The 22,911-nt window shown below is 30.8% G+C and carries 23 protein-coding genes; 13 read left to right on the top strand and 10 right to left on the bottom strand.

Features of this window, described 5'->3' with window-relative positions; genetic code table 11:
- Window positions 1-204 precede the first annotated feature (204 nt).
- The 7 genes from recN to G8C43_RS02580 form a co-directional block, all read right to left on the bottom strand.
- Window positions 205-1,857 carry a DNA repair protein RecN gene (recN, locus tag G8C43_RS02610; protein ID WP_166003945.1) on the bottom strand — a complete coding sequence of 551 codons (1,653 nt, stop codon included), beginning with the start codon at window positions 1,855-1,857 and terminating at the stop codon, window positions 205-207.
- Between the two features lie 6 nt (window positions 1,858-1,863).
- Window positions 1,864-2,772: a DUF4835 family protein gene (locus G8C43_RS02605; protein ID WP_166003943.1), complete on the bottom strand. Its 909-nt coding sequence runs from the start codon at window positions 2,770-2,772 to the stop codon at window positions 1,864-1,866.
- A 3-nt stretch (window positions 2,773-2,775) separates the two neighbouring features.
- Window positions 2,776-3,984: a bifunctional phosphopantothenoylcysteine decarboxylase/phosphopantothenate--cysteine ligase CoaBC gene (gene coaBC, locus G8C43_RS02600; protein WP_166003939.1), complete on the bottom strand. Its 1,209-nt coding sequence runs from the start codon at window positions 3,982-3,984 to the stop codon at window positions 2,776-2,778.
- 15 nt (window positions 3,985-3,999) lie between these two features.
- The gene (locus G8C43_RS02595; protein ID WP_160543115.1) at window positions 4,000-4,317 is read right to left on the bottom strand and encodes a DNA-directed RNA polymerase subunit omega; all 318 of its coding nucleotides are present in this window, start codon (window positions 4,315-4,317) and stop codon (window positions 4,000-4,002) included.
- Between the two features lie 21 nt (window positions 4,318-4,338).
- Window positions 4,339-5,220 (bottom strand): outer membrane protein assembly factor BamD, encoded by an 882-nt coding sequence (locus G8C43_RS02590; protein WP_105297779.1) that lies wholly within the window; start codon window positions 5,218-5,220, stop codon window positions 4,339-4,341.
- A 120-nt stretch (window positions 5,221-5,340) separates the two neighbouring features.
- Complete coding sequence (gene dapA / locus G8C43_RS02585) at window positions 5,341-6,228, bottom strand: 4-hydroxy-tetrahydrodipicolinate synthase (protein WP_166003936.1); 888 nt, start codon at window positions 6,226-6,228, stop codon at window positions 5,341-5,343.
- 114 nt (window positions 6,229-6,342) lie between these two features.
- Window positions 6,343-7,377: an acyl-CoA reductase gene (locus G8C43_RS02580; protein ID WP_166003933.1), complete on the bottom strand. Its 1,035-nt coding sequence runs from the start codon at window positions 7,375-7,377 to the stop codon at window positions 6,343-6,345.
- Between the two features lie 65 nt (window positions 7,378-7,442).
- Between G8C43_RS02580 and G8C43_RS02575 the strand changes: the two genes are divergently transcribed.
- The 4 genes from G8C43_RS02575 to G8C43_RS02560 all read left to right on the top strand — a co-directional run bounded on the left by G8C43_RS02575 (window position 7,443) and on the right by G8C43_RS02560 (window position 11,209).
- Window positions 7,443-7,793, top strand: coding sequence for a 4Fe-4S dicluster domain-containing protein (locus G8C43_RS02575; RefSeq protein WP_105297776.1), 351 nt, complete (start codon window positions 7,443-7,445; stop codon window positions 7,791-7,793).
- A gap of 61 nt (window positions 7,794-7,854) precedes the next feature.
- Window positions 7,855-8,919: a 3-phosphoserine/phosphohydroxythreonine transaminase gene (gene serC, locus G8C43_RS02570; protein WP_166003931.1), complete on the top strand. Its 1,065-nt coding sequence runs from the start codon at window positions 7,855-7,857 to the stop codon at window positions 8,917-8,919.
- A gap of 22 nt (window positions 8,920-8,941) precedes the next feature.
- On the top strand, window positions 8,942-9,895 hold the full coding sequence (locus G8C43_RS02565; protein WP_166003929.1) for a D-2-hydroxyacid dehydrogenase: 954 nt from the start codon (window positions 8,942-8,944) through the stop codon (window positions 9,893-9,895).
- Window positions 9,896-9,958: 63 nt separating this feature from the next.
- The gene (locus G8C43_RS02560) at window positions 9,959-11,209 is read left to right on the top strand and encodes a DUF1015 domain-containing protein (RefSeq protein WP_166003927.1); all 1,251 of its coding nucleotides are present in this window, start codon (window positions 9,959-9,961) and stop codon (window positions 11,207-11,209) included.
- A gap of 73 nt (window positions 11,210-11,282) precedes the next feature.
- Here the strand turns inward: G8C43_RS02560 and G8C43_RS02555 are convergent, their stop codons facing one another.
- The 3 genes from G8C43_RS02555 to G8C43_RS02545 form a co-directional block, all read right to left on the bottom strand.
- Entirely contained in the window at window positions 11,283-11,903 is a 621-nt protein-coding gene (locus tag G8C43_RS02555; RefSeq protein ID WP_105297772.1) for a DUF4230 domain-containing protein, read from the bottom strand.
- Between the two features lie 133 nt (window positions 11,904-12,036).
- Window positions 12,037-12,594, bottom strand: coding sequence for a hypothetical protein (locus G8C43_RS02550; protein WP_166003925.1), 558 nt, complete (start codon window positions 12,592-12,594; stop codon window positions 12,037-12,039).
- 273 nt (window positions 12,595-12,867) lie between these two features.
- Window positions 12,868-14,412, bottom strand: a complete 1,545-nt coding sequence (locus tag G8C43_RS02545; RefSeq protein ID WP_160543106.1) for a bifunctional response regulator/alkaline phosphatase family protein — start codon at window positions 14,410-14,412, stop codon at window positions 12,868-12,870.
- A gap of 57 nt (window positions 14,413-14,469) precedes the next feature.
- Here G8C43_RS02545 and G8C43_RS02540 point away from each other — a divergent pair, with 57 nt between their 5' ends.
- The 9 genes from G8C43_RS02540 to G8C43_RS02500 all read left to right on the top strand — a co-directional run bounded on the left by G8C43_RS02540 (window position 14,470) and on the right by G8C43_RS02500 (window position 22,824).
- Window positions 14,470-15,699 (top strand): HD domain-containing protein, encoded by a 1,230-nt coding sequence (locus G8C43_RS02540; RefSeq protein WP_166003923.1) that lies wholly within the window; start codon window positions 14,470-14,472, stop codon window positions 15,697-15,699.
- Between the two features lie 41 nt (window positions 15,700-15,740).
- Window positions 15,741-16,760, top strand: coding sequence for a UDP-3-O-(3-hydroxymyristoyl)glucosamine N-acyltransferase (lpxD, locus tag G8C43_RS02535; RefSeq protein ID WP_160543104.1), 1,020 nt, complete (start codon window positions 15,741-15,743; stop codon window positions 16,758-16,760).
- A 25-nt stretch (window positions 16,761-16,785) separates the two neighbouring features.
- The gene (locus G8C43_RS02530; protein WP_166003921.1) at window positions 16,786-18,189 is read left to right on the top strand and encodes a bifunctional UDP-3-O-[3-hydroxymyristoyl] N-acetylglucosamine deacetylase/3-hydroxyacyl-ACP dehydratase; all 1,404 of its coding nucleotides are present in this window, start codon (window positions 16,786-16,788) and stop codon (window positions 18,187-18,189) included.
- A gap of 4 nt (window positions 18,190-18,193) precedes the next feature.
- Window positions 18,194-18,982, top strand: a complete 789-nt coding sequence (gene lpxA / locus G8C43_RS02525; RefSeq protein ID WP_105297766.1) for an acyl-ACP--UDP-N-acetylglucosamine O-acyltransferase — start codon at window positions 18,194-18,196, stop codon at window positions 18,980-18,982.
- A 33-nt stretch (window positions 18,983-19,015) separates the two neighbouring features.
- Window positions 19,016-19,582, top strand: coding sequence for an elongation factor P (efp, locus tag G8C43_RS02520; protein WP_105297765.1), 567 nt, complete (start codon window positions 19,016-19,018; stop codon window positions 19,580-19,582).
- A 49-nt stretch (window positions 19,583-19,631) separates the two neighbouring features.
- Window positions 19,632-20,543, top strand: coding sequence for a UDP-3-O-(3-hydroxymyristoyl)glucosamine N-acyltransferase (locus G8C43_RS02515; RefSeq protein WP_105297764.1), 912 nt, complete (start codon window positions 19,632-19,634; stop codon window positions 20,541-20,543).
- A 35-nt stretch (window positions 20,544-20,578) separates the two neighbouring features.
- Entirely contained in the window at window positions 20,579-21,451 is an 873-nt protein-coding gene (sucD, locus tag G8C43_RS02510; RefSeq protein WP_166003919.1) for a succinate--CoA ligase subunit alpha, read from the top strand.
- 40 nt (window positions 21,452-21,491) lie between these two features.
- Window positions 21,492-22,073, top strand: a complete 582-nt coding sequence (locus G8C43_RS02505; protein WP_166003918.1) for a porin family protein — start codon at window positions 21,492-21,494, stop codon at window positions 22,071-22,073.
- A 529-nt stretch (window positions 22,074-22,602) separates the two neighbouring features.
- Entirely contained in the window at window positions 22,603-22,824 is a 222-nt protein-coding gene (locus G8C43_RS02500; protein ID WP_055424695.1) for a DUF2795 domain-containing protein, read from the top strand.
- Window positions 22,825-22,911: the final 87 nt, after the last annotated feature.

Below are 22,911 nucleotides of genomic sequence, written 5' to 3'. Positions count from 1 at the left end.
GCTAAAAAATAAATAGATGAATAATTTAGATTTCAATAATTATTAGTACTTAACCAATATAAAGAAATGAAATTTGAAAAATAAAGAAGTATAAATGATTATACTTAAAATAGTGTATATTTTAAACTTTTGAATAAAAAGGGAATCAGACTATATTTTTAGTAAGTAAGGATTAATTCAAAATGTGACTAAAAAAACTTGAAATTATTTCAATAATTCAATAGCTTGTTTTCTTGCGTTTTCCGTAATATCAGAACCGCTTATTAACTGAGCAATTTCCTCAATCCTTTCCTCATGATTCAGTAAACGTATTTGAGTTTGTGTTTCCCCCGATTTTTCCGTTTTTTCGACCTTAAATTGACTGTTTCCTTTTGCTGCGACTTGAGGCAAATGAGTAATGGCAATTAATTGCATGGTTGAAGCCATTTGCTGCATTAATTTTCCCATTTCATTAGCAATACGTCCTGAAACCCCTGTATCAATTTCATCAAGAATTAAAGTAGGTAATGCTTCTTTCTCAGACATAATTTTTTTTATTGCTAACATTACGCGTGATCGTTCACCTCCCGATATGGCTTTAGCTATAGGCTGTAAGGACATGCCGGCATTAGCGGAAAATAAAATATTGACGATATCTGTACCGTTTGCAGTAAATTGATCTGTTTTTTGTATGGAAATTTCAATTTTAGATTTTTCCATTCCTAAATGTGAAAGAATAGTGAGTATTTTGTTTTCTAATTCAGGAACATGTGTCTTTCTTTTAGTATGAAGATCCTGAGACCATTTAGTAAGTTCTAAAGAAAGTGTTTTTATAGTATCTTGACAGGCTTGGATTTGATTTTCCAAATTCATCAAATCAGAGGTATCTTTAGATAAAGAATCTCTAATTTGTTTTAATTCCTCTATAGTGGTTACTTTATGCTTCGCATATAAAGAATAAATTAAATCAACTTTTTGAGTAAGATCTTCATAACGCAGCGGATTGAAGTCTAATCTTTCAAGGAAAAACTCGGATTCTGCCGATATATCTTGTAATTCCAACTTAATGCTGCTGATTCTTTCAGATAATTTCATTAAATCCGTTGAATACTGCGAGCCTTTATCCATGCGCGAAGATACTTCACGTAATTGATTTAAAATCCCTATCTCATCATTATCTAAGATTTGTTTAACTTCAGTTAAGATTTGAGCTAAATATTCTGAATTTTTCAGTAAATTCAGTTCATTTTCCATTTCAACAAAATTGATGGAATCTAATTGAGCCGTATTTAACTCTTCTAATAAATAGTTTTTATAATCAACTTCTTCATTACCTAAAAGTAATTTATCCTTTAACGAGGTAAGCCTCGAATTTTCAAATACGTATTTTTGATAAACATTTTGATACTCTTTCAAATCTAAAGTTGCACCGGAATAAGTATCCAATATATGTAATTGATATTTTTCATTCATCAGATCCGAAGTATCAAATTGAGAATGAATATCAATAAGTTTTTCAGTTAGCGAATGTAATACAGATAGGGTAACCGGAGTATCATTAATGAAAGCTCTAGATTTACCTGAAGGTAAAATTTCTCTTCTAATAATAGTAATAGGATCGAAATCCAATTCATTTTGAATAAAAAAGTCAGAAAATAGTTCGCGATCAAGAGTGAATTCCGCTTCAACAAAGCATTTTTCATCAGCATTTTTCAAAGATTTGTAATCTGCCCGCTCGCCTAAAACTAATTTTAATGCTCCCAGAATTATGGATTTACCGGCACCGGTTTCGCCTGTAACAGTTATCATACCGGAAGGAAAGTCAATATCCAGGATATCTATCAACGCATAATTACGAATTGATAAATGAGATAGCATAAATTTTTAATTTTTAATTTTATTCCAGTATTCGTTACTGTTGATTGGATTGATTTTTTGTAACAGAGTTTTCAATTCTGAGATGTTCATTGAAGTAACCGGAGTCCCGCCAGAAAATATATTGGCTATTTCTTCACGTTTTGCAGTTAAGAAAAGATCTAAAGGATAAAACTGATAATTGGAAGAATATTCATTTAATTTCATTAAATAAGTAGCAATGTGAGTTTTAGCTTGTAATTCATTCGAAGACATTACATCTAATCCTAAACGATGATAATTATAAGAAATATTTCTTAACATTTTTGCTTTATCATTTATTAGATAGGAAATAAGAGATCCTCGGGTTCTAGGACCGTCAAAAGTATTCCACCCGTTGTATCCTTGATTAATGGAATTATCTGCAATTTTTTGAGCTTTATCAAAGTATTCATTTCCTCCGTATCGTGAAAATGTGTCTGCGTCATATCCTAAGATCATATAAATATAATAGGCAATAACATCAGTTAAATTTTTTCCGCTGAATCGGGATTCATTAAATACTAAATTTTCGGATTCTAGATAATTAAAGGTAAAATCGGTATCTTGATAATTTAATACGGGTGTTATATATGAAGAATTATAAACCGGTCTGCTGGATTGAATTAATAAGGTTGCTTTAAATTTATCTGTTGAAATTCGTTCCTCAATAATAATTCCGAACGAACATTTAATTCGTTCCTGCACAGATAATTTTTTACCCTGAACCCAGTCCGTATTGTTGATAAATTCTTTTAAATCTTTTTTCAAGGTAGTAAAAACTTGATTGTTTGATCCTTGAACTTTACTGAAATCGATATTAACATCAGCCAATAATTGTTGGCAAGTAGCAAACAAAGGTAAAAACAGCAATAGAGTAATTAAAGATATATGTTTCATAAATCAGGTTTTAATTCTTTCATGAATAGATTTTAAAATATTTTCAGCAACTTTTTCTTTGGTTTGAAGATCAAAATACTCTATACCTCCCTTGTTATCTAAAATAGTTATTTTATTGGTATCGTAAGAAAACCCTGCGCCTTTATCCTGTAAAGAATTTAAAACAATCATATTCAAATTCTTTTTGTTCAATTTAGTAAGAGCATTTTCTTCTTCATTATTCGTTTCAAGAGCAAATCCCACTAAAAATTGGTTACTTTTAGTTTTACCTAACTCTAAAAGTATATCTTTATTTTTTAATAAGGGTAAAGAAAATGATTCTTCATTTTTCTTAATTTTAGTTTTAGATACAGTTTCTGGTCTATAATCAGCTACAGCTGCGGCCATAATAACAATATCTGTACTCTGATAATGTTCTGTTACTTTTTGATACATTTCTTCAGAAGACATAACATCTATTCTTTTAATAGAAGAATAATGAGAGAGTTTTTGACAAGTAGGACCGGATACTAAGGTAACTTCAGCCCCTAATTTTTCGGCTGCTTTAGCTATTTCAAAACCCATTTTACCTGAAGAATGATTGCCTATAAAACGTACCGGATCAATAGGTTCATAAGTAGGACCGGCAGTGATCAATAGTTTCTTTTTATAAAAAATTAAATCTTTTCGTATATAATTTTCAATAAAGTCTAAAATTTCTTCCGGCTCTGCCATTCTTCCTTCACCTTCCAATCCACTGGCAAGTTCGCCCTTATTTGGAGGTATTAAAATATCTCCTTTTTGTTGAAGTTTCTTAATGTTTTCCTGATTGTATGGATTTTTATACATATCCAAATCCATTGCAGGAGCAAAAAAAACTGTGTTTTTTGCTGACAAATATGTTGCTAAAGCTAGATTATCAGCTTCGGCACTGGCCATTTTAGACAATGTATTGGAGGTAGCAGGTGCTACCACCAAATAATCGGCATGTAAAGCTAAATCTACATGGTTGTTCCATTCTCCGGTGTTGCCTTCAAAAAATTGAGTATATACCGATTTTTTGGAAAGAGTAGATAAAGTTAAGGGAGTAATAAAATTATGAGCCTTAGGGGTCATAATTACCTGCACTTCACAACCTCTTTTCATGAAAAGCCTTACAAGGGAAGCAGTTTTATAAGCAGCTATGCCACCTGTAATAATTAAAACGATCTTTTTCCCTTCTAAAACCGACATTTGAAAAAATGGATATTAGGCGTCTGTTTTTCTAAAATAAACTTCGTTATCTAACCATTCTTGAATGGCAATTAACGTTGGTTTAGGCAATCTTTCGTAATATTTAGAAACTTCGATTTGTTCTCTGTTTTCGAATACTTCATCTAGAGAATCGCTATTAGAAGCAAATTCATCTAATTTTTGGTTTAAATCATTTTTAATAAAGGTATTGATTTGTTCAGCTCTTTTACCTATGATTACTATGGCTTCATAAATGTTACCTACTTTACTTTCAATTTGTTGTCTGTTGAAAGTAATGGTTGTGTTGGGTGCATTTAATTCTTTTAAATTCATATTTTGATGGTGTATAATTAGTTAACTTATTTTATTTTTTCGCTCTTTTTCTGCTGATTTTAGTTTATCTTCCGATTGATCTTTTGCTTCATTAATGCTTTTTTCTTTGTTCTGATATACAATTCTGGCATTTTCCAATCGATTATTCAATCTTTTAGCTTCGTCTAAATATTCAGATTTTGGAAATAATTTGCAAAAGTTGTTATATGAATTAACCGCATCATTAATCCGTTCATTTTGCAATCTATGAATGGAATTAACTGCTAATTCAGTTTTTGCTCTTAAAGAATAAATTAAGATATCTTCACGCAATTTAGTATCCGGAAAATCGCTTAATACATTATCAAAAGAAATAATTGCGGCTTTATATTCTGTTACTTTATATAAAGTTTTAGCATTTTCAAAGGCTTTCTTTTCCAACTTTCTTGTCAAATCGTCCATCATTCGGTTGCATTCTGCAATCTTATCCGAGTTTGGATATGTGTCGATATAAAGTTGTAATTCTTTTAACGCATCACGAGTATTCGTTTGATCCAAATTATAATCAGGAGAGTCTGCATAATAACAATAAGCAGCCATAAATGCAGCTTCATCCGCTCTTGAATCTTTAGGATACGACATTACAAAATTTTTAAACTGATGAGCCGCAAGTCTGTAGTTTTTATCCAGGTAGTTTAAATAAGCTGTTCGATAAGAAACTTCAGGAGCTTCATCTGTTCCTACTATAAATTTGTTTGCATACTCGTATAAGCTAATGGCTTGAGAATATTTTTTTCTTTGTTCATATTCTTCAGCAACCTTTAATATCAAGTCTTTATCAGTACTTTTCAAAGCTTGATTTAATCTTCTCTCACAACTAATTAAAAGGAGAAATGACAAACCTAGTAGAGGTATTTTTTTCATCTAACTACAAAATTACATCTTTTTATAATTTAAAACAAATAAATAACATTTATTGATATAAATGATACCTAAAAGTAAACAGCTAATAAATAGGTCGATAAACCCTTATTGCAATAAAATTTAAGCTAAGATGGATAGGTTTTCTAATTCTTTTTCTATTTTTTCAATGAGATTAGAAGACGCAGGAGTCAATGGTAAACGTGTATAGGGTTTACAAATTCCTTTAAGAGATAATAATGCTTTTATACCGGAAGGGTTACCTTCAGCAAAGATAAGTTCAAAAAGTTTTTTAATTTTATAATGAATTTTATAAGCATCATCGACTTTCCTTTCCAATGCCAGTTGCATCATTTGAGAAACTTCATGGGGAAGAGCTTGACCTAAAACAGATATAACTCCCAAACCACCTGCTAATACCATAGGTAAAGCCAATTCATCATCTCCGGAAATCACCATAAAATCAGATGGTTTATCTTTAATAATCTGTGTGGACTGTAAAAAGTTTGGGCTAGCTTCTTTAATTCCCAAAATATTTGAGCAGTCTTGAGCTAATCGTAGGGTTGTTGCAGCTTCAATATTAGAGCCGGTTCTCCCGGGAACATTATATAGTAATATAGGTTTGTTGCTGTTTTCTGCTATGCTTTTATAGTGAAGGTAAATTCCTTCTTGGGAAGGTTTATTGTAATAAGGAGAAACGGAAAGTATTGCCGTAAAATCTTCCAGTTCGGTTGTACGAACTTGATGTAATATATCTGCCGTATTATTTCCCCCTATACCCAAAACCAAAGGTAATCTCTTGTTGTTACTCTTTTTTACGCAATCAATTACCTGTTTTTTTTCTTCTGAGTTTAAAGTAGCATTTTCGGCAGTAGTACCCAAAATTACTAGGTAATTGGTACCGCCTTCAATATTGTAATTTACTAATTTTTCTAAGGATGGAAAATCAACCGTCCCATCTTCGCAAAAAGGTGTAATCAAAGCCACACCTAATCCTTGTAATGATTTCATAAGAGTAACAATTTTGTCTTTATACTATAAAAAGTAAAAATACTATTAATTATTGAAATATGTAAAAAAATGAATGATTGATATAACTATTTTATGGCCTTTAAAATAAGCATCTTACAAATTTGATAAGAAGTCTAAAGTATCAACGCCATCTGCATAATCATCTATTTTAGGATTTTGAGCCTGTCCGGGAGCTACTGTTTTAAATTGTTGATAAGGTTGGGCACTCACTACGCATTGTAGAGAATCTGCATGCTGAGAGATAAATTTTTCAAGTTCTGAGTCATCCGAATATGTACTGTAATATAGAGTGCCTATAGGACTAAATAAATTTCGTGATTCTTTCAATAGTATAAAGTTATTATCCCAAAACAGTTCTTGATTCATTAGATAAATCGCTTTATTATAATCGTAATTATTCGAATATTTGGTATGATTAATACAATCTTGATAGGAAATAAAAACTTCGAAGAGTTTATTAATATCATAATTCTCAGGAATGAAAAGTTGAGTAACACTTCTGCATCCTAAACCAAAATAAGAAAATACATCATCAGCCAGGCCGTGCAAATCTTCTTTCGATTCATTCCCATTAAGTACAGCGATTGAAGTTCTATTTTTACGTATTATATGCGGAATATCTTTAAAATAATATTCAAAATATCTGGCAGTATTGGTAGTACCAGTAGTAATAACCGCATCACAAGGAGGAAGTTTATCTACCCATTCAAATTCCAATTCTTCACAAAATTCTTTCCATAAGTTAAGTATAAAAGGAATAAGAACAGCGTCTTTAGATGATAATTTTATTTTTGCCTGATGCCCTGCCAGCAAAGTACTGATACAGTCGTGAAATCCAACCATAGGTATATTACCCGCTAATACCAATCCAATTTTTTTAGATTCTTCGGATTTTATTGTATAGTTAGATAACCATTGGGTTAGTATTTCTTCAGTAAGAACATTATTCCAATAATTTAAAACCGAAAGAATGCTGTTTTCAGTAAACCAAGGGTTTTTTATCTCAGCAAGAGAGATACTATTTTTAAATTCGGAATATGTTGGGGATTCCGCCCGGTTTTTAGTAAGAAATTGATCTAAAATATTTCTTACGGCAGCTAACGACTTTATTCTTTGATTTAAACTCATTTTTACTTATGATAAATGTGAAAAAAATTGTATAATTTTGCACAAAAGTAAATTAAAATTAAATAATGGCTATAAAAATTACGGATGAATGTATAAATTGTGGAGCTTGTGAGCCGGAATGTCCTAATAATGCAATATATGAAGGAGCTGTTGACTGGAAACTGTCTGAAGGAACAGGTTTAACCGGTATGGTAGTTACGAAAAGTGGTCTTTCAATTGATGCGGATGCTCCTCAAAAACCTATATCTGACGATATTTATTATATAGTTGCTGACAAATGTACAGAATGCGTAGGGTTTCATGAAGAACCCCAGTGTGCTGCTGTATGTCCTGTCGATTGTTGTGTTCCGGATGATGCTCATGTTGAAAGTAATGAAGAACTACACGCTAAAAAAGATTTTTTACATCCTTCTTAAAAGAAGTTGTACGCATTTACTTTATTTCTCAATAAGATAAAAACATTATATTTATTAAATAATGAAAAAATATAACTTTAGTGCAGGACCTTCTACTTTACCGGAAGAAGTTATTCAACAAGCCTCTCAGGCTGTATTGGATTTTAATAATAACGGGATCTCTTTAATTGAAATATCTCATAGAAGTAAAGATTTTATAGCTATCATGGAAGAAGCTAGATCGCTAGCTAAGAAATTAATGAAGTTGGATGATAATCATGAAGTTTTATATTTACAAGGAGGAGCCAGTTTGCAATTTTCTATGGTTCCCTATAATCTGCTTAAGTCGAAAGCGGCTTATGTTGACAGCGGAAATTTTGCATCTATGGCAATTAAAGAAGCAGAAAAAATCGGTAATATAGAAGTTGTTGCTTCATCTAAACAAGATAAATATACCTATATTCCTAAAGATTATGTGGTACCCTCTGATGCTGATTATTTACATATAACCACTAATAATACGGTTTACGGAACAGAAATAAAAACATTTCCTGATACTGATATACCTTTAGTATGTGATATGTCATCGGATATTTTAAGCAGGAATATCGATTACAATAAATTTGCTGTATTGTATGCAGGTGCTCAAAAAAATCTTGGTCCGGCAGGAGTTACCCTGGTTGTTGTAGATAAAAGATTATTGGGAAAAACAGGAAGAAATTTACCTTCTTATTTAGATTATGAAGTTCATATTGCCAAAGAAAGCATGGCTAATACTCCACCCGTTTTTGCAGTGTACACCACCTTATTAAATTTACGCTGGTTGGAGAAACAAGGAGGAACAGGAGGCATTGAGAAAAAAAATAAAGAAAAGGCGGAATTGTTATATAATGAAATCGATCGAAATCCGTTATTTAGAGGTGTTTGTGTGAAAGAAGACAGATCGCCTATGAATGTATGTTTCTTTTTGAACGATGAAGAAAAACATAAAGCCCGATTTGATCAAATGTGGAAAGATGCAAATATTGTAGGTGTGGGAGGATACAGAACAGTAGGAGGATACAGAGCCAGCATTTACAATGCCATGCCTTTAGAGGGGGTGCAAGTGTTAGTTAATGTTATGAAAGAACTTGAAAAAACCGCTTAAAAATTAATTTAAAAGTATTACAATGAAAATATTACCTAACGATGGCATTTCTTTATCTGCGATCGAATTTTTAGAAAAAGAAGGACATGAAGTTTTAAACCATAAAGTTGCTCAAGAACAATTAGCTAACTTTATAAATGAGAACAACATTGATGTATTATTAGTTAGAAGTGCTACTCAGGTTCGAAAAGAACTGATAGATCAGTGTCCGTCAATAAAAATTATTGGTAGAGGAGGAGTAGGCATGGACAATATAGATGTACAATATGCCAAAGAAAAAGGAATTCATGTAATTAATACTCCGGCTGCATCTTCCAGATCTGTCGCAGAATTGGTGTTTGCACATATGTTTAGCCTATACAGATATTTGCAAGATTCTAATCGTAACATGCCTTTAGAAGGAGACACGAATTTTGCAGCATTAAAAAAGTCTTATTCAGGAGCTATGGAGCTTGGAGGTAAAACTTTAGGAGTTATCGGTTTCGGACGAATCGGGGTGGAAGTTATCAAAATAGGATTGAGTTTAGGAATGAAAATATTGGTTTCTGATGTAAATGACATAACTAAAACAATTACATTGGATTTCTTTGACGGTCAACAAGTTCATTTTGAAATATCCACAGTTCCTATGGAAGAAGTCATTAAAAATTCTGATGTTATTTCTGTACATATACCTAAACAAAATAAATATGTAATAGGAGAAGCTGAACTAAATAAAATGAAGCCTAATGCAATTATTGTGAATGCTTCAAGAGGGGGTATTATCGATGAAGTTGCCTTAATTAATGCCTTAAATGAAGATAAAATATTCGGAGCAGCATTAGATGTTTTTGAAAAAGAACCTAAACCGGAAATTACTTTATTAATGAACCCTAAACTATCTTTATCTCCACATATAGGAGGAAATACCAAAGAAGCTCAAGAAAGGGTAGGTATGGAATTAGCTGATCAAATTATTGAATTAGCAAAAAAATAGTATTGTAAACAATATACATTAAAAATTTTATTTAGTTCTTACATTGTTCTTAAATGGTCTTATATGTTAAGTTTTAAACCTTTTAAAGGAATACATGCTAAAGAGGAAGATATCAAAGATTTTCCCATGTATTCGCCGGATATATATTCTGATGAGCAAATAAGAATGAAACTAAGAGGCAAAACTCCTTCTTATATCGATCTTATTAAACCGATTTTTTTCAAAGGAGAAAGTCCTTTGGAAAATCGTTTAAAAAAGATAAGAAAAAGGTATGAGGATTATGTGAAAGACAATTTGCTTGATCATGATCCTGCCTCATTTTATATTTATGAACAGAAAAAAAAATCCGGAGAAACCTTTAGAGGAGTTATAGGATTAATCTCTGTGGATGATTTTAAAGGAAAAAATATAAAAGTACCTTCACCTACTAATGAAACGAAAGTCAATGGATTTACCCAATTTTTAGATACCACCTATTTGCAAACTAATCCGATATTACTTTGTTATGAATCCAATTCCAAAATAGAGATATTAATGGATTTAGAAATGAAAAGTAAACCATTTATCCATTTTGAGGATGAAATGGAGGTTTCACATAGGTTATGGAGAATAGATAACCGATTAAAATTATCACAATTTAAAGACGTTGTTTCCAATTTGCCTTCTTTATATTTAGCCGATGGATATTACCGGTTGATGGGAGCTATAAATCACTCAGACAAGATTAAAGATAAAAGTAAAACTAAAAATTTCTTATTTGACCAAAACCATCAAGTATTATCTTTATTAGTTTCAGGTCAAAACTTAAAAATCATAGAATATAATAGATTAATAAAATCACTAAACGGGTTAACAAAAAAAGATATTTTCTCAAAACTGGAAGAACATTTTACTATTAATTATAAAGGCAAAGAACCCTATTTTCCCTCACATAAACATCATATAAGCATGTACATGGACGGAGAGTTTTTTGGTTTATACATTAAACACGAATTTAGGGGAATGAAGGAAGGATTAGGTACTATTGATACGTATTTATTTAATACCTTTATCTTAGAAAGGATTTTTAATATAAAGGATTCCACACAAGAAATGAATTTAGTATCTTATATAAAAGGTTCCAACGATATTGAAGGGATAAAAAAAATAAAAGAAGAAGTAGATAAGGGTGATTTTACTATAGGATTTGGTTTTTATCCTCCTTCATTTTCCGACTTACAAAAAGTATTGGAATTAGGAGAAAAATTACCCGATAAAATTACCTATATTGAACCTAAATTTCCTACGGGTTTGATCATGGTAAACATGAAATAAATAATAATAAATTATTATAATCAAAATTCATATCCATTAGTCGATGGATAAAATTTTGTAATTATCAACCCAATTAATCTTTCATTGATTGTATTTGACCGGCATAAGGGGTGTCATCAATAATTTTCCAATTATTAAGTTTTACCATGTTATACAATTCTTTCAGATTGGAAATCAACTGTTTTTTAGCTAAAGATTGTATATTAGATTTTTGAACTTCTTTAGTTATATCTTTTTTCCCTTCTTCCATTACTTCATTAAGTTCAGATTTTGAAAAATCATTTAAAAAACCGGTTTCCATATTATAAATTTCAACATCGGGATATACATGTAATTCGGGATCGGGTATTGACAAAATATGTACTGTTTTATGAGCTGAGTCTACCTCAATTTTCATCTTTTTCATATCATACGTTACTTGAGCCATGGCAGTAATGTACAAAACAATATTTTTATTTAGAAAATCAAAATATTTAGGATTAAAATTATTATACTTTTTAGTCTTAAATGAAGAATAATTTTGTTCAATAACAATCATTTTATTCAAACGCTGAATTTCATGATTTATAATTCTGGTTTCAGATTTTACATTTTCTTTACCCGATTGTCTTAAAATAAATATAAATAGTAATAAACCTAAGATTAAAAATACTATGGATATAAAATATTTTTTTAAAAATTTAAGGATTATCATTATATATTTTTTAGTGTTAATAATAGTGCATAAATCATGCAAAAAGATAATAAAATAAAAAGAGTTTAAGGCGTGAATGGAATAATTTTTATGTAGGATTTTTATTTGATTTAAACAATAGTATATTAATATACTATTGTTTAAATTCTTTTCCGGTAAGAATTTTGTATAAATCTAATTCCAGGGATTCTTTTGGAGATTCAACTATTCTGCCAATTTCTATATCGCTGCGTTTCGGGTTATGATTGGCTTTATAGAGTATAAAAGTCGGTATACTAACTATATTCTTTTGATTTTGTTCGCCATACAAACTCTCTTTTTTACGATTTAAAGCATAAAGTTTTAATTTTCTTTGAGGATAATTGGTTACATCCAGGATTTTTAAAAATCGAGGAAGTTGCTCATGAGTGTCGCTGCACCAAGTTCCAAAATATATTTCAATTTTATATATTTTTATTTTATTTTTTATTTTATTTATAACATTACGATCAGGAACATAGGAATTATATTCGTCTGTATACCATGAATTAAAATCAGATTGTTTCAAGGCATCTCTAGTTATTTGACCAAATAAAATGGTTTCTCCTTCCGGATCGGTTAGCTTTTTATTAACAATCATTTTATCGGATGTTCTACAACTTATAAGTATAGTTAAAATAAATATAAAAATAAGGGATTGTTTTAACTTCATATAAATATAATTTTGGTAAATATACAAATCTCCGTCTATTATCTTAAAAAGAATAGTTCAAACATTTAATATAACATAATTTCACAAAATTTAATATACGAAAAACAATAATATAAAACACAATATTTAAATATTTAATTATGTAGAATCAAACATTAAAATGAAAAATAAAAGATAATGCTTACAAGTTTATCATAAATAATTAAATATATTGTTCGTATGTTAAATGTTGTTAGTTCAAGCAACAGCGTTTAGATTAGATTTTATAATTGTTTATTCCAAAACAGCTATAGGAATAATCATTTCCTCAAGTGAAATCCCACCATGCTGGTAAGTATCTTTATAGTAATTAACATAATGATTATAATTTTTTGGATAAGCGAAAAACTTGTTTTCTTTAGCAAAAATATATTTTGAGTTTAAGTTAACTTTTGGTAAAAAATAATCCTCCGGATCACTCACGGCAAAAACATCTTTTTCATCGTATTGTAGGTTTTTTCCTAATTTATACCTAAGATTGGTAGATGATTCTTTATCGCCGATTACTTTACTAGGTTTTTTTACATAAATGGTCCCATGATCGGTTGTAATGATCAATTTAAATCCTTCCTCAGCGGCGGATTGAATAATTTTTAATAAACTTGAATTTTCAAACCAGGTATAAGTTAAAGATCGGAACGTTTTGTCATCCCTGATTAATTCATTGACAATATTATTGTTGGTTTTCGCGTGAGAAAGAATATCTATAAAGTTATAAACGATAGTGATAAAATCTGCATTACTGCTGTGATGTTTAAATTCATCAGAAATTTTTTTCTCAAATTCAGCATTTAAAATTTTAAAATATTTATTTCTGATATTTTTTAGACCTAAACGCTGAAGCTGAGCAGTTAATAATTCACTCTCATATTGATTTTTATGTTCTTCATCATTCTCGCCTATCCAATATTGAGGAAATTTTTTTTCAATCTCTAAAGGTAATAAACCGGCAAAAAAAGAATTTCTTGCATATTGAGTAGCCGAAGGAAGAATGCTGAAATAGGATTTCTCTGTTACAGAATTAAAATATTTAGAAAATAAAGGTTCAATAATTTTCCATTGATCATAACGCAAATTATCGATCATTAAAAGCAAAACCTTTTTATGTTTGTTAATAACCGGTCTAACGACATCATTGAATGCAGTATGAGACATGATCGGTTTTTGTTCAGAATGCAACCAATCATGATAATTATTTTCTATAAACTTTGCAAACAAACTGTTTGCTTCATCCTTTTGATTACTTAAAATAGCACTCATTTCAACATCGGAAAGTTTATCAAAACTAATATCCCATTGAATAAGTTTTAAATAAAGTTGTATCCAATCTTCATACGATTGAGCATACATTAAGTCCATTGAAATCTTTCGAAATTCTTGTTGATAATTTTGAACCGTTTTTTTCTCGATTATCTCATCGCTTTTAAGTATTTTCTTTAAACTTATCAATACTTGATTGGGATTAACAGGCTTAAGGATATAATCTGTGATTTTTTCGCCAATGGCTTCTTCCATAATGTCTTCAGCTTCATTTTTCGTTACCATAATTACAGGTAAATTCGATTTTATTTCCTTAATCTTTTGTAGAGCTTCTAAACCGCCAATACCGGGCATATTTTCATCAAGCAGAACTGCGTCAAAATTGTTTATGGGAATCAGTTCTAAGGCTTCAGCTGCATTGTTGACATAAATAACCTCATATCCTTTGTTTTTTAAAAAAATTATATGAGGTTCCAATAGTTCTATTTCGTCATCAATCCATAATATTTTTTTACCCATGCCTATATAGTTATTTATTTACATTAATTTTGCATTAATGTACAAAAAATATGCCTATTGGAAAAAATAAATAAGAGGAAAATTTTTAATGATCCGGTATTAGGATTTGTTTCCATATCCAATGATTTACTATTTGATATCATTGAACATCCCTATTTTCAGAGGTTACGACGGATATCTCAAACAGGCTTAAGCTATTATGTTTATCCCGGTTCTACACATTCGAGATTCCTACATGCCTTAGGGTGTATCAATTTAATGCAAATTACCCATAAAGTCCTTAAAGATAAAGGCGTTAAAATTTCAAAAGAAGAAGAAAGAGCCTCTTTAATAGCTATATTATTACATGATATAGGACATGGACCCTTTTCTCATGCACTAGAAGCAACATTGTTGGAAGGAATACATCACGAAAAACTTTCAATCACTTTTATGAAATTATTAAATGAGGAGTTTAATAATGAATTATCATTAGCAATTGATATTTTTTTAAATAAATATCCTCGTAAATTTTTCCATCAATTAATTTCAAGTCAAATAGATTTAGATCGATTGGATTATCTAAAAAGAGATAGTTTCTTCACCGGAGTTTCTGAAGGGAATGTAAATTCAGAAAGGATAATAACTATGATGAATGTAGTTAATGATGAGTTGGTAATTGATGGTAAAGGAATCTATTCTATAGAGAAATACTTGACATCAAGAATGTTTATGTATTGGCAGGTATATTTCCATAAAACATCGGTAACTGCCGAAATATATTTAATTGAAGCTTTAAAAAGAGCCAAACAATTGGTAAAAAAAGGTAAAAATGTTCCTTCTTCCGATGTTTTGCAATATTTTTTGGAAAAATCCGACTTTGTTGAAATTAATAAAATGGACTTGGAGAAATTTGCTCAGCTTGATGATTCTGATGTAATTTCAGCCTTGAAATTATGGCAGTCTCATGAAGACAAAACATTGAGTTTATTAAGTCAATTCATTATTCAAAGAAAATTACCCTCATCACTTATAATTTCAGAACCTATTTCAAATGAAAAAGTAGAACAAATAAAAAATGAAGTTAAAAAATTATATTCCGTACAAGATGTAGGGTATTTTGTACACCAAAAAGAGTTAAGTGTATTAGCATACAACGATACCAAAGACCCGATCAAATTACTTTTAAAAAATGGGAAAATTTTGGAATTACAAAAAGCAGATAATCAAGTCTTAGTTAAAGATTTAAGAAAGAAAATAACTCGTTATCATTTATGTATACCCAGAGAAATTAGTGGTGTTAAATAAAGATTTTTATAATCATAATAAAATGTTTACATTTGCCAATCATGGAATTTAGCGCTGAACAAGTAGCAAATTTAGTAAATGGGGTTATAAAAGGTAACCCCCAGGAAAAAGTATCTTATATATCTAAAATAGAAGATGGTAAGCCTGGCACCATAACCTTTTTAGGAGGAGAAAAATATCAGGAATATTTAAAAGATACCAAAGCTTCTATTGTTATTATATCAAAAGAACTATTACCGAAGGACATTTCCAATTTACCAACTATTATTGTTGTGGAAAATGCATATTCAGCTTTCAATAAATTATTGACTATTTATAATGAGATGAAAATAAAAAAACAGGGTATTGAAAGTCCTGTATTTATATCTCAATCTGCAACTTTATCGGAAGATGTTTATGTAGGGGCATTTGCTTATATATCAAATCATGTGAAAATAGGTAACAATACTAAAATTTACCCTCATGTATTTATAGGTGAAAATGTTAGTATTGGAGATAATTGTTACTTAGGTCCCGGAGTTAAAATTTATGATGATTGTGTAATTGGTAATAATTGTTCAATTCATGCAGGAACTATAATAGGAGGAGACGGTTTTGGATTTCAGCCAACAAGCGAAGGATACGAAAAAGTACCTCAATTAGGTAATGTTATTATTGAAGATAATGTAGAAGTAGGATCGAATTGTTCTATTGACCGAGCCACCATAGGATCAACAATTATCAAAAAAGGAGTTAAATTAGATAATTTAATACAAGTAGCACATAATGTAGTAATTGGAGAACATACAGTTATAGCAGCTCAAGCAGGTATAGCAGGTTCTTCAAAATTAGGAAAATGGAGTATGATCGGTGGACAGGTGGGAATTTCCGGACATCTAAATGTAGGAAATAGAGTTATAGTTCAAGCACAAAGCGGGATAACTAATGATGTAGAAGATGACCAAAGACTATTCGGTTCTCCTGCAATACAATATTTAAAATATCAAAAAAGTTTTATATACTTTAAAAAACTTCCTGAAATAGTCAATAGATTAGAGAAGTTAGAAAAAGGTAAAAAGTAAATCTTTAACTAGTAATTTATATAAAATGTCAGATAAGCAAAAGACACTTAAACAGGAGTTTACATTAAAAGGAAAAGGTTTGCATACAGGTAAAGAAGTTGTCATGACAATTAAGCCTGCACCTGTAAACACAGGATTTATTTTTGTTAGGGTGGATTTGGAAGGGCAACCTACTATTGAAGCTGATGCAACCTATGTGACTTCTACTGAAAGAGGTACCGTTTTAGAAAAAAAAGGAGTAAAAATACATACTTGTGAACATGTATTAGCTGCATTAACCGGAATGGATTTGGACAATGCATACATTGAGATGGATAGTTCAGAACCTCCTATTATGGATGGTTCATCTAAATTTTTTGTAGAAGCTATTGAAGAAGCCGGTGTAGTTGAACAAGAAGCAAACAGAGAATACTTCACAATAAAAGAAATAATTTCTTACACAGATCCGGAAACAGGTTCAGAGATTACTGCAATACCTTCCGATCACTTTGAAGTAGCAACTATGGTCGATTTTGGTACGAAAGTATTGGGAACACAAAATGCTACCATGAAAAGTATTCAAGATTTTAAATCTGATTTTGCCAATGCCAGGACCTTCAGTTTTCTTCATGAACTGGAAACTTTATTAGACTCCGGATTAATAAAAGGCGGAGATATTAATAATGCCATTGTTTATGTAGATAAAGAACTTTCACCGGATACCCTGGATAAACTAAAAGTTGTATTTAATCAGCCGGAAGTAAGTGTAAGACCTAACGGAATATTAGATAACGTGACCTTATACTATCCTAACGAAGCAGCCAGACATAAATTATTAGATGTTATTGGTGATCTAACCTTAGTAGGGGTTCGATTAAAAGCTAAAATCATAGCTACCAAGCCCGGACACCATTGCAATACACAGTTCGCAAAAAAATTAAATAAATTATATAAATTATTTAAAAGAAAAAATATACCGGAAATTGATTTGCAAAAAGAACCGGTATACGATATAAAAGATATCATGAGAATGCTTCCCCATCGTCCTCCATTTTTATTGGTGGATAAAATAATGGAAGTTGATGATAAACATATAATCGGAGTTAAAAACGTAACTATCAATGAACCTTTTTTTGTAGGTCACTTTCCTAATGAACCTGTTATGCCGGGAGTATTACAAATTGAAGCTATGGCTCAAACAGGAGGTATTTTTGTGCTCGAAAATGTAGATGATCCTCAAAATTACTCTACCTACTTGATTAAATTAGATAATGTGAAGCACAAAAGAAAGGTGATACCCGGAGATACCTTAATTTTTAAAATTGACTTATTAGAACCTATACGAAGAGGAATTGTACATATGCAAGGATATGGATACTGTAATGGACATATGGTTGTTGAAGCAGAAATGATGGCTCAAGTAGCGAAAACCAAAGAAGAGAAGGAGTAGAAAAATGATTCAACCATTAGCTTTTGTACATTCCGATGCAAAAATTGCAAAGAATGTTGTTATTGAACCATTTTCATCTATTTATAAAGATGTTGAAATTGGAGAAGGAACATGGATAGGCTCTAATGTCATTATTATGGAGGGAGCTAGAATTGGAAAAAATTGTAAAATATTTCCCGGAGCAGTAATTTCAGCAGAACCTCAAGATTTAAAATATAAAGGTGAAAAATCTTTAACGATTATAGGAGATAATACTGTACTGAGAGAATGCGTTACTGTAAGTAGAGGTACTTCAGATAAAATGAAAACAGTTATAGGTGAAAATTGTCTGATAATGGCTTATTCCCATATCGCCCATGATTGCGAAGTTGGGAATAACTGTATATTCTCTAATAATACCACCTTGGCAGGACACATAACTGTAGGAGATTACGTTGTTATGGCAGGAATGACAGCCGTACATCAATTTTGTTCTATCGGTAATCATGCATTTGTAACCGGAGGATCACTTGTAAGGAAAGATATTCCCCCTTTTGTAAAAGTAGCAAGGGATCCATTGTCCTATGTTGGTATTAATTCTGTAGGACTAAGAAGGAGAGGTTTTAGTTCCGATAAAATTGCGGAAATACAAAACATTTATCGAGTTATTTTTCAAAACAAATTGAATATCACACAGGCCTTATCAGTAGTAGAAGCTGAATTTGAGGCCACCCCTGAAAGAGATGAAATCATCCAATTTATACAATCAAGTATGAGGGGGGTAATGAGAGGATTTAACGCTCAAGGATTATAAAAATAGTAGTAAAAAAATTTAAATTATATACATATGGCTGGAATGGGAGATATAAAAAAGGGACTTTGTATCAATTTTAATGATGACATCTATAAAGTAATTGAGTTTTTACATGTTAAACCGGGTAAAGGCCCTGCTTTTGTAAGAACTAAATTAAAATCTTTAACATCAGGAAAAGTTGTTGATAATACCTTTTCAGCAGGTAGTAAAATAGAAGATGTAAAAGTTATTACTCGCAAATATCAATATTTATATGATGACGATCATGGTTTTCATTTCATGAACAACGACGATTTTTCTCAAATTTATATAGATAAAAATTTGATTGAAAACGCTCAATTTATGAAAGCAGGAGAGGAGGTTATGATTATCCTGAAAGAAGAAGATGAAACACCATTGTCAGCAGAATTACCTGCAAGTGTTATCATGGAAGTAATAGAAGCAGAACCCGGCGTTAAAGGAAATACAGCTACCAATGCGCTTAAAAATGCAATCATTGAAACCGGAGCTAAGGTTTTAGTGCCCCTATTTATTGAGGCCGGTGAAAAAATAAAAATTAATACAGATGACGGCTCTTATATCGAAAGAGTAAAAGATTAGAAAAGATTAAATATATTCGTATATTTACCTATCATTTTTATTTAATATCATGAAATTTCCAAAATCATTTACACTAAAAAACATTGCATCAATTATAGGATGTGAATATATTGGAAAAGATGACTTTCCAATTTATGGAACTAACGAAATTCACCGCGTAAAAGAAGGAGAAATAGTTTTTGTAGACCATCCCAAATATTATGACAAAGCATTACGCAGCGAAGCAAGTGTAATTTTGATTAATAAAAAGGTTGAATGTCCGAAAAATAAAGCACTCCTTTTATCTGATGATCCTTTCAGAGATTTTAATAAAATCAATGATTATTTTGTAAAATTTACGCCTCAAAATAAGTTAATTTCCGATGACGTTCAAATTGGTACAAACACCGTTATACAACCGGGAGTTTACATTGGTAAACATGTAAAAATTGGCAATGATTGTGTAATTTTTCCAAATGTTACCATACATGATTATACTGAAATAGGTAATAATGTCGTTATACAATCAGGAACGGTACTTGGAGGTGATGGCTTTTATTATAAAAACCGCGGAAGTTATTATGATCGATTGAAATCTGTAGGTAATGTTATAATAGAAGATAATGTTGAAATTGGTTCAAATTGTACCATCGACCGAGGGGTTACAGCTTCTACCATTATCGGTGAAGGTTCAAAATTGGATAATCTTATACAAGTGGGACATGATACCGTTATTGGAAGAAAATGTTTAATAGCATCTCAAGTAGGTATTGCCGGTTGTTGTAATATTCAAGATGAAGTGAGCATATGGGGACAAGCAGGATTTGCCTCATCACTTACCGTGGGAGAAAAAGCTGTGATATTGGCACAATCGGGAGTTTCTAAAAATTTGGAAGCAGGAAAAACTTATTTTGGTTATCCTGCCGAAGAAGCTAAAAAGAAATTAAAAGAAATGGCTACACTCAAAAGATTAGCCAAATAAAAATTGAATTAATTATTCATCTTTAAATTATAGATATGTCTGTTTTGGTTGATAAAAATTCCAAAGTAATTGTTCAAGGATTTACAGGTAAAGAAGGTTCTTTTCATGCAGAACAAATGATTGAATACGGAACCCAAGTGGTTGGAGGAGTAACTCCGGGAAAAGGAGGAACTACCCATTTGGATAGACCTGTTTTCAATACAGTTAAGGAAGCCATCGACCAAACAGGGGCTAATACCTCCATCATATTTGTTCCCCCTGCGTTTGCTTCAGATTCGATAATGGAAGCAGCACAAGCCGGAATAAAAGTTATTATATGTATTACAGAAGGTATTCCCGTTGAAGACATGGTTCAAGTTAAAAATTATCTTAAATCGTACGATTGCACATTAATAGGCCCCAATTGTCCGGGAATTATTTCAGCGGAAGAGGCAAAAGTTGGAATCATGCCCGGTTTTATTTTTAAAAAAGGAAAAGTCGGTATAGTTTCTAAATCAGGTACGCTAACCTATGAAGCTGCTGACCAAGTGGTTAAAGCCGGGTATGGCATTTCAACCGCAATTGGAATTGGTGGAGATCCTATCGTAGGAACATCTATTAAAGATGCCTTGCAACTACTTATCGAAGATAAAGATACAGAATGTATAGTTATGATAGGGGAAATTGGAGGTCAACTGGAAGTGGATGCGGCATTATGGTATAAATCAAATAATATAACCAAGCCTATTGTCGGATTTATTGCAGGAATTACTGCACCTAAAGGAAGAACTATGGGTCATGCCGGGGCTATTGTTGGAGGAGAAAATGATACAGCACAATCAAAAATGAAAATTATGGCTGAATGCGGTATCCACGTTGTCAACTCTCCTGCTGATATAGGAAAAACGGTTTGCAAAATATTCGTTTAGGTATTTTTTGCACAGCAACAAACCAAAAAATTATATATTTATGAAAAAAAGCGTTCTTTTATTATTATTAATTCCGATTTTGTCTTATTCGCAAGTAAGATTTGGTGTAAGAGGAACACTTCAAAATACAAGTGTTTCCAATATACATAAAGAATCCAGCAGTAGAAATGCAGCATCTTTCGGTGTTTTAGCTCAAATTCAATTAGACTATTATAATCGGTTTATTATACAGCCTGAGATATCATATTCCATGCAAGGGGAAAAAGATAAGGTTAAGATGTCAGGAAATCAAACGAAAGCTAAATTTTTTCAAAATTATATAAACATACCGATTTATTTTAGGGCGTATTTATCAGAATCCGAAAGCGAATTTTTTGCAGAAGTTGGACCTCAATTAGGAATATTAATATCCCAAAAAGATAAAGACTTAGAAAAAAAGCGATACGGATCCAATCCTAAGAATCTTGATACATCCATATCAGTAGGGTTAGGATATAGTATTGTAAGAAAATCAGAAATTTTCGTTCGTTATAATTATGGTTTTATGGATATTTATGATAAATTTTACCAAAAACAAAATACATCAGTAATTGCTTTAGGTTTTGCCTATATTTTTGATTAACGAAATATAAATAAAATATATTCATGGGATTAATTTTGTTTAATCCCATTTTTTATGCTTATAACTCTCTGTGTTTTTAAAATATTTGATCTAAAATACCGACAGCTTTAAGCTTTATCTATGAAAAATTGTCAGTTATAATATATGACATTTGTGACAGAAAATTTTCGGCTATTATTTTTTTTAAATTGCAACATTTATTTTTAAAATATGTATTATTTAAACTAAAGGACACTTTTTATAAAAATAATATTAATATTTTTATTTATAACAGTTCAATAATTTATATTTTAAATACAATAATTATCACTTTTATATATTGTCTGACCTATATAATAGTCAACTTGATAAAAATTATTGACGATTATAATCCAATAAACTAAGTGAACAAATTATCTCAAATACTATAATAATTAGATTATAAATTGAAACTATTTGTATTAAATAGAAATAAAAAATGGGATTAAAAAATTTGGCTTGAAGTTTGATGTGTGGAAGGAAAAATTAATCATAATATAAATTTTACCTTATGTATTGGACCTTAGAATTAGCGTCTTATTTAAGTGATGCGCCGTGGCCCGCCACAAAAGATGAATTAATTGATTATGCCATCAGAACCGGCGCCCCTTTGGAAGTAGTTGAAAATCTACAGGCAATTGAAGATGAGGGCGAGATTTACGATAGCATTGAAGAAATATGGGCGGATTATCCGACTGATGATGATTTCCTCTGGAACGAAGATGAATACTAATTTATAAGCCCTAGCTCGTTTAGGGCTTTACTTTTCATAGTTCATACTAAAAAAGCTTTTTTTTAGTACATTTGTACGTACAAATTA

This window comes from Apibacter sp. B2966 (assembly GCF_011082485.1).
Lineage (GTDB): Bacteria > Bacteroidota > Bacteroidia > Flavobacteriales > Weeksellaceae > Apibacter.
The sequence above is the reverse complement of the archived record's forward strand: the minus strand, read 5'-3'. Positions and strand labels throughout refer to the sequence as shown.

Bases quoted from the DNA above. Each gene is read 5' to 3' on its own strand.
- G8C43_RS02555 (WP_105297772.1), bottom strand. From the start codon at position 11,903: ATGATAATCCTTAAATTTTTAAAAAAATATTTTATATCCATAGTATTT.
- G8C43_RS02505 (WP_166003918.1), top strand. From the start codon at position 21,492: ATGAAAAAAAGCGTTCTTTTATTATTATTAATTCCGATTTTGTCTTAT.
- efp (WP_105297765.1), top strand. From the start codon at position 19,016: ATGGCTGGAATGGGAGATATAAAAAAGGGACTTTGTATCAATTTTAAT.
- coaBC (WP_166003939.1), bottom strand. From the start codon at position 3,984: ATGTCGGTTTTAGAAGGGAAAAAGATCGTTTTAATTATTACAGGTGGC.
- recN (WP_166003945.1), bottom strand. From the start codon at position 1,857: ATGCTATCTCATTTATCAATTCGTAATTATGCGTTGATAGATATCCTG.
- G8C43_RS02605 (WP_166003943.1), bottom strand. From the start codon at position 2,772: ATGAAACATATATCTTTAATTACTCTATTGCTGTTTTTACCTTTGTTT.
- serC (WP_166003931.1), top strand. From the start codon at position 7,855: ATGAAAAAATATAACTTTAGTGCAGGACCTTCTACTTTACCGGAAGAA.
- G8C43_RS02565 (WP_166003929.1), top strand. From the start codon at position 8,942: ATGAAAATATTACCTAACGATGGCATTTCTTTATCTGCGATCGAATTT.
- G8C43_RS02545 (WP_160543106.1), bottom strand. From the start codon at position 14,412: ATGGGTAAAAAAATATTATGGATTGATGACGAAATAGAACTATTGGAA.
- lpxA (WP_105297766.1), top strand. From the start codon at position 18,194: ATGATTCAACCATTAGCTTTTGTACATTCCGATGCAAAAATTGCAAAG.
- G8C43_RS02530 (WP_166003921.1), top strand. From the start codon at position 16,786: ATGTCAGATAAGCAAAAGACACTTAAACAGGAGTTTACATTAAAAGGA.
- dapA (WP_166003936.1), bottom strand. From the start codon at position 6,228: ATGAAATCATTACAAGGATTAGGTGTGGCTTTGATTACACCTTTTTGC.
- G8C43_RS02595 (WP_160543115.1), bottom strand. From the start codon at position 4,317: ATGAATTTAAAAGAATTAAATGCACCCAACACAACCATTACTTTCAAC.
- G8C43_RS02560 (WP_166003927.1), top strand. From the start codon at position 9,959: ATGTTAAGTTTTAAACCTTTTAAAGGAATACATGCTAAAGAGGAAGAT.
- G8C43_RS02500 (WP_055424695.1), top strand. From the start codon at position 22,603: ATGTATTGGACCTTAGAATTAGCGTCTTATTTAAGTGATGCGCCGTGG.
- G8C43_RS02580 (WP_166003933.1), bottom strand. From the start codon at position 7,377: ATGAGTTTAAATCAAAGAATAAAGTCGTTAGCTGCCGTAAGAAATATT.
- G8C43_RS02590 (WP_105297779.1), bottom strand. From the start codon at position 5,220: ATGAAAAAAATACCTCTACTAGGTTTGTCATTTCTCCTTTTAATTAGT.
- G8C43_RS02550 (WP_166003925.1), bottom strand. From the start codon at position 12,594: ATGAAGTTAAAACAATCCCTTATTTTTATATTTATTTTAACTATACTT.
- sucD (WP_166003919.1), top strand. From the start codon at position 20,579: ATGTCTGTTTTGGTTGATAAAAATTCCAAAGTAATTGTTCAAGGATTT.
- G8C43_RS02575 (WP_105297776.1), top strand. From the start codon at position 7,443: ATGGCTATAAAAATTACGGATGAATGTATAAATTGTGGAGCTTGTGAG.
- G8C43_RS02515 (WP_105297764.1), top strand. From the start codon at position 19,632: ATGAAATTTCCAAAATCATTTACACTAAAAAACATTGCATCAATTATA.
- lpxD (WP_160543104.1), top strand. From the start codon at position 15,741: ATGGAATTTAGCGCTGAACAAGTAGCAAATTTAGTAAATGGGGTTATA.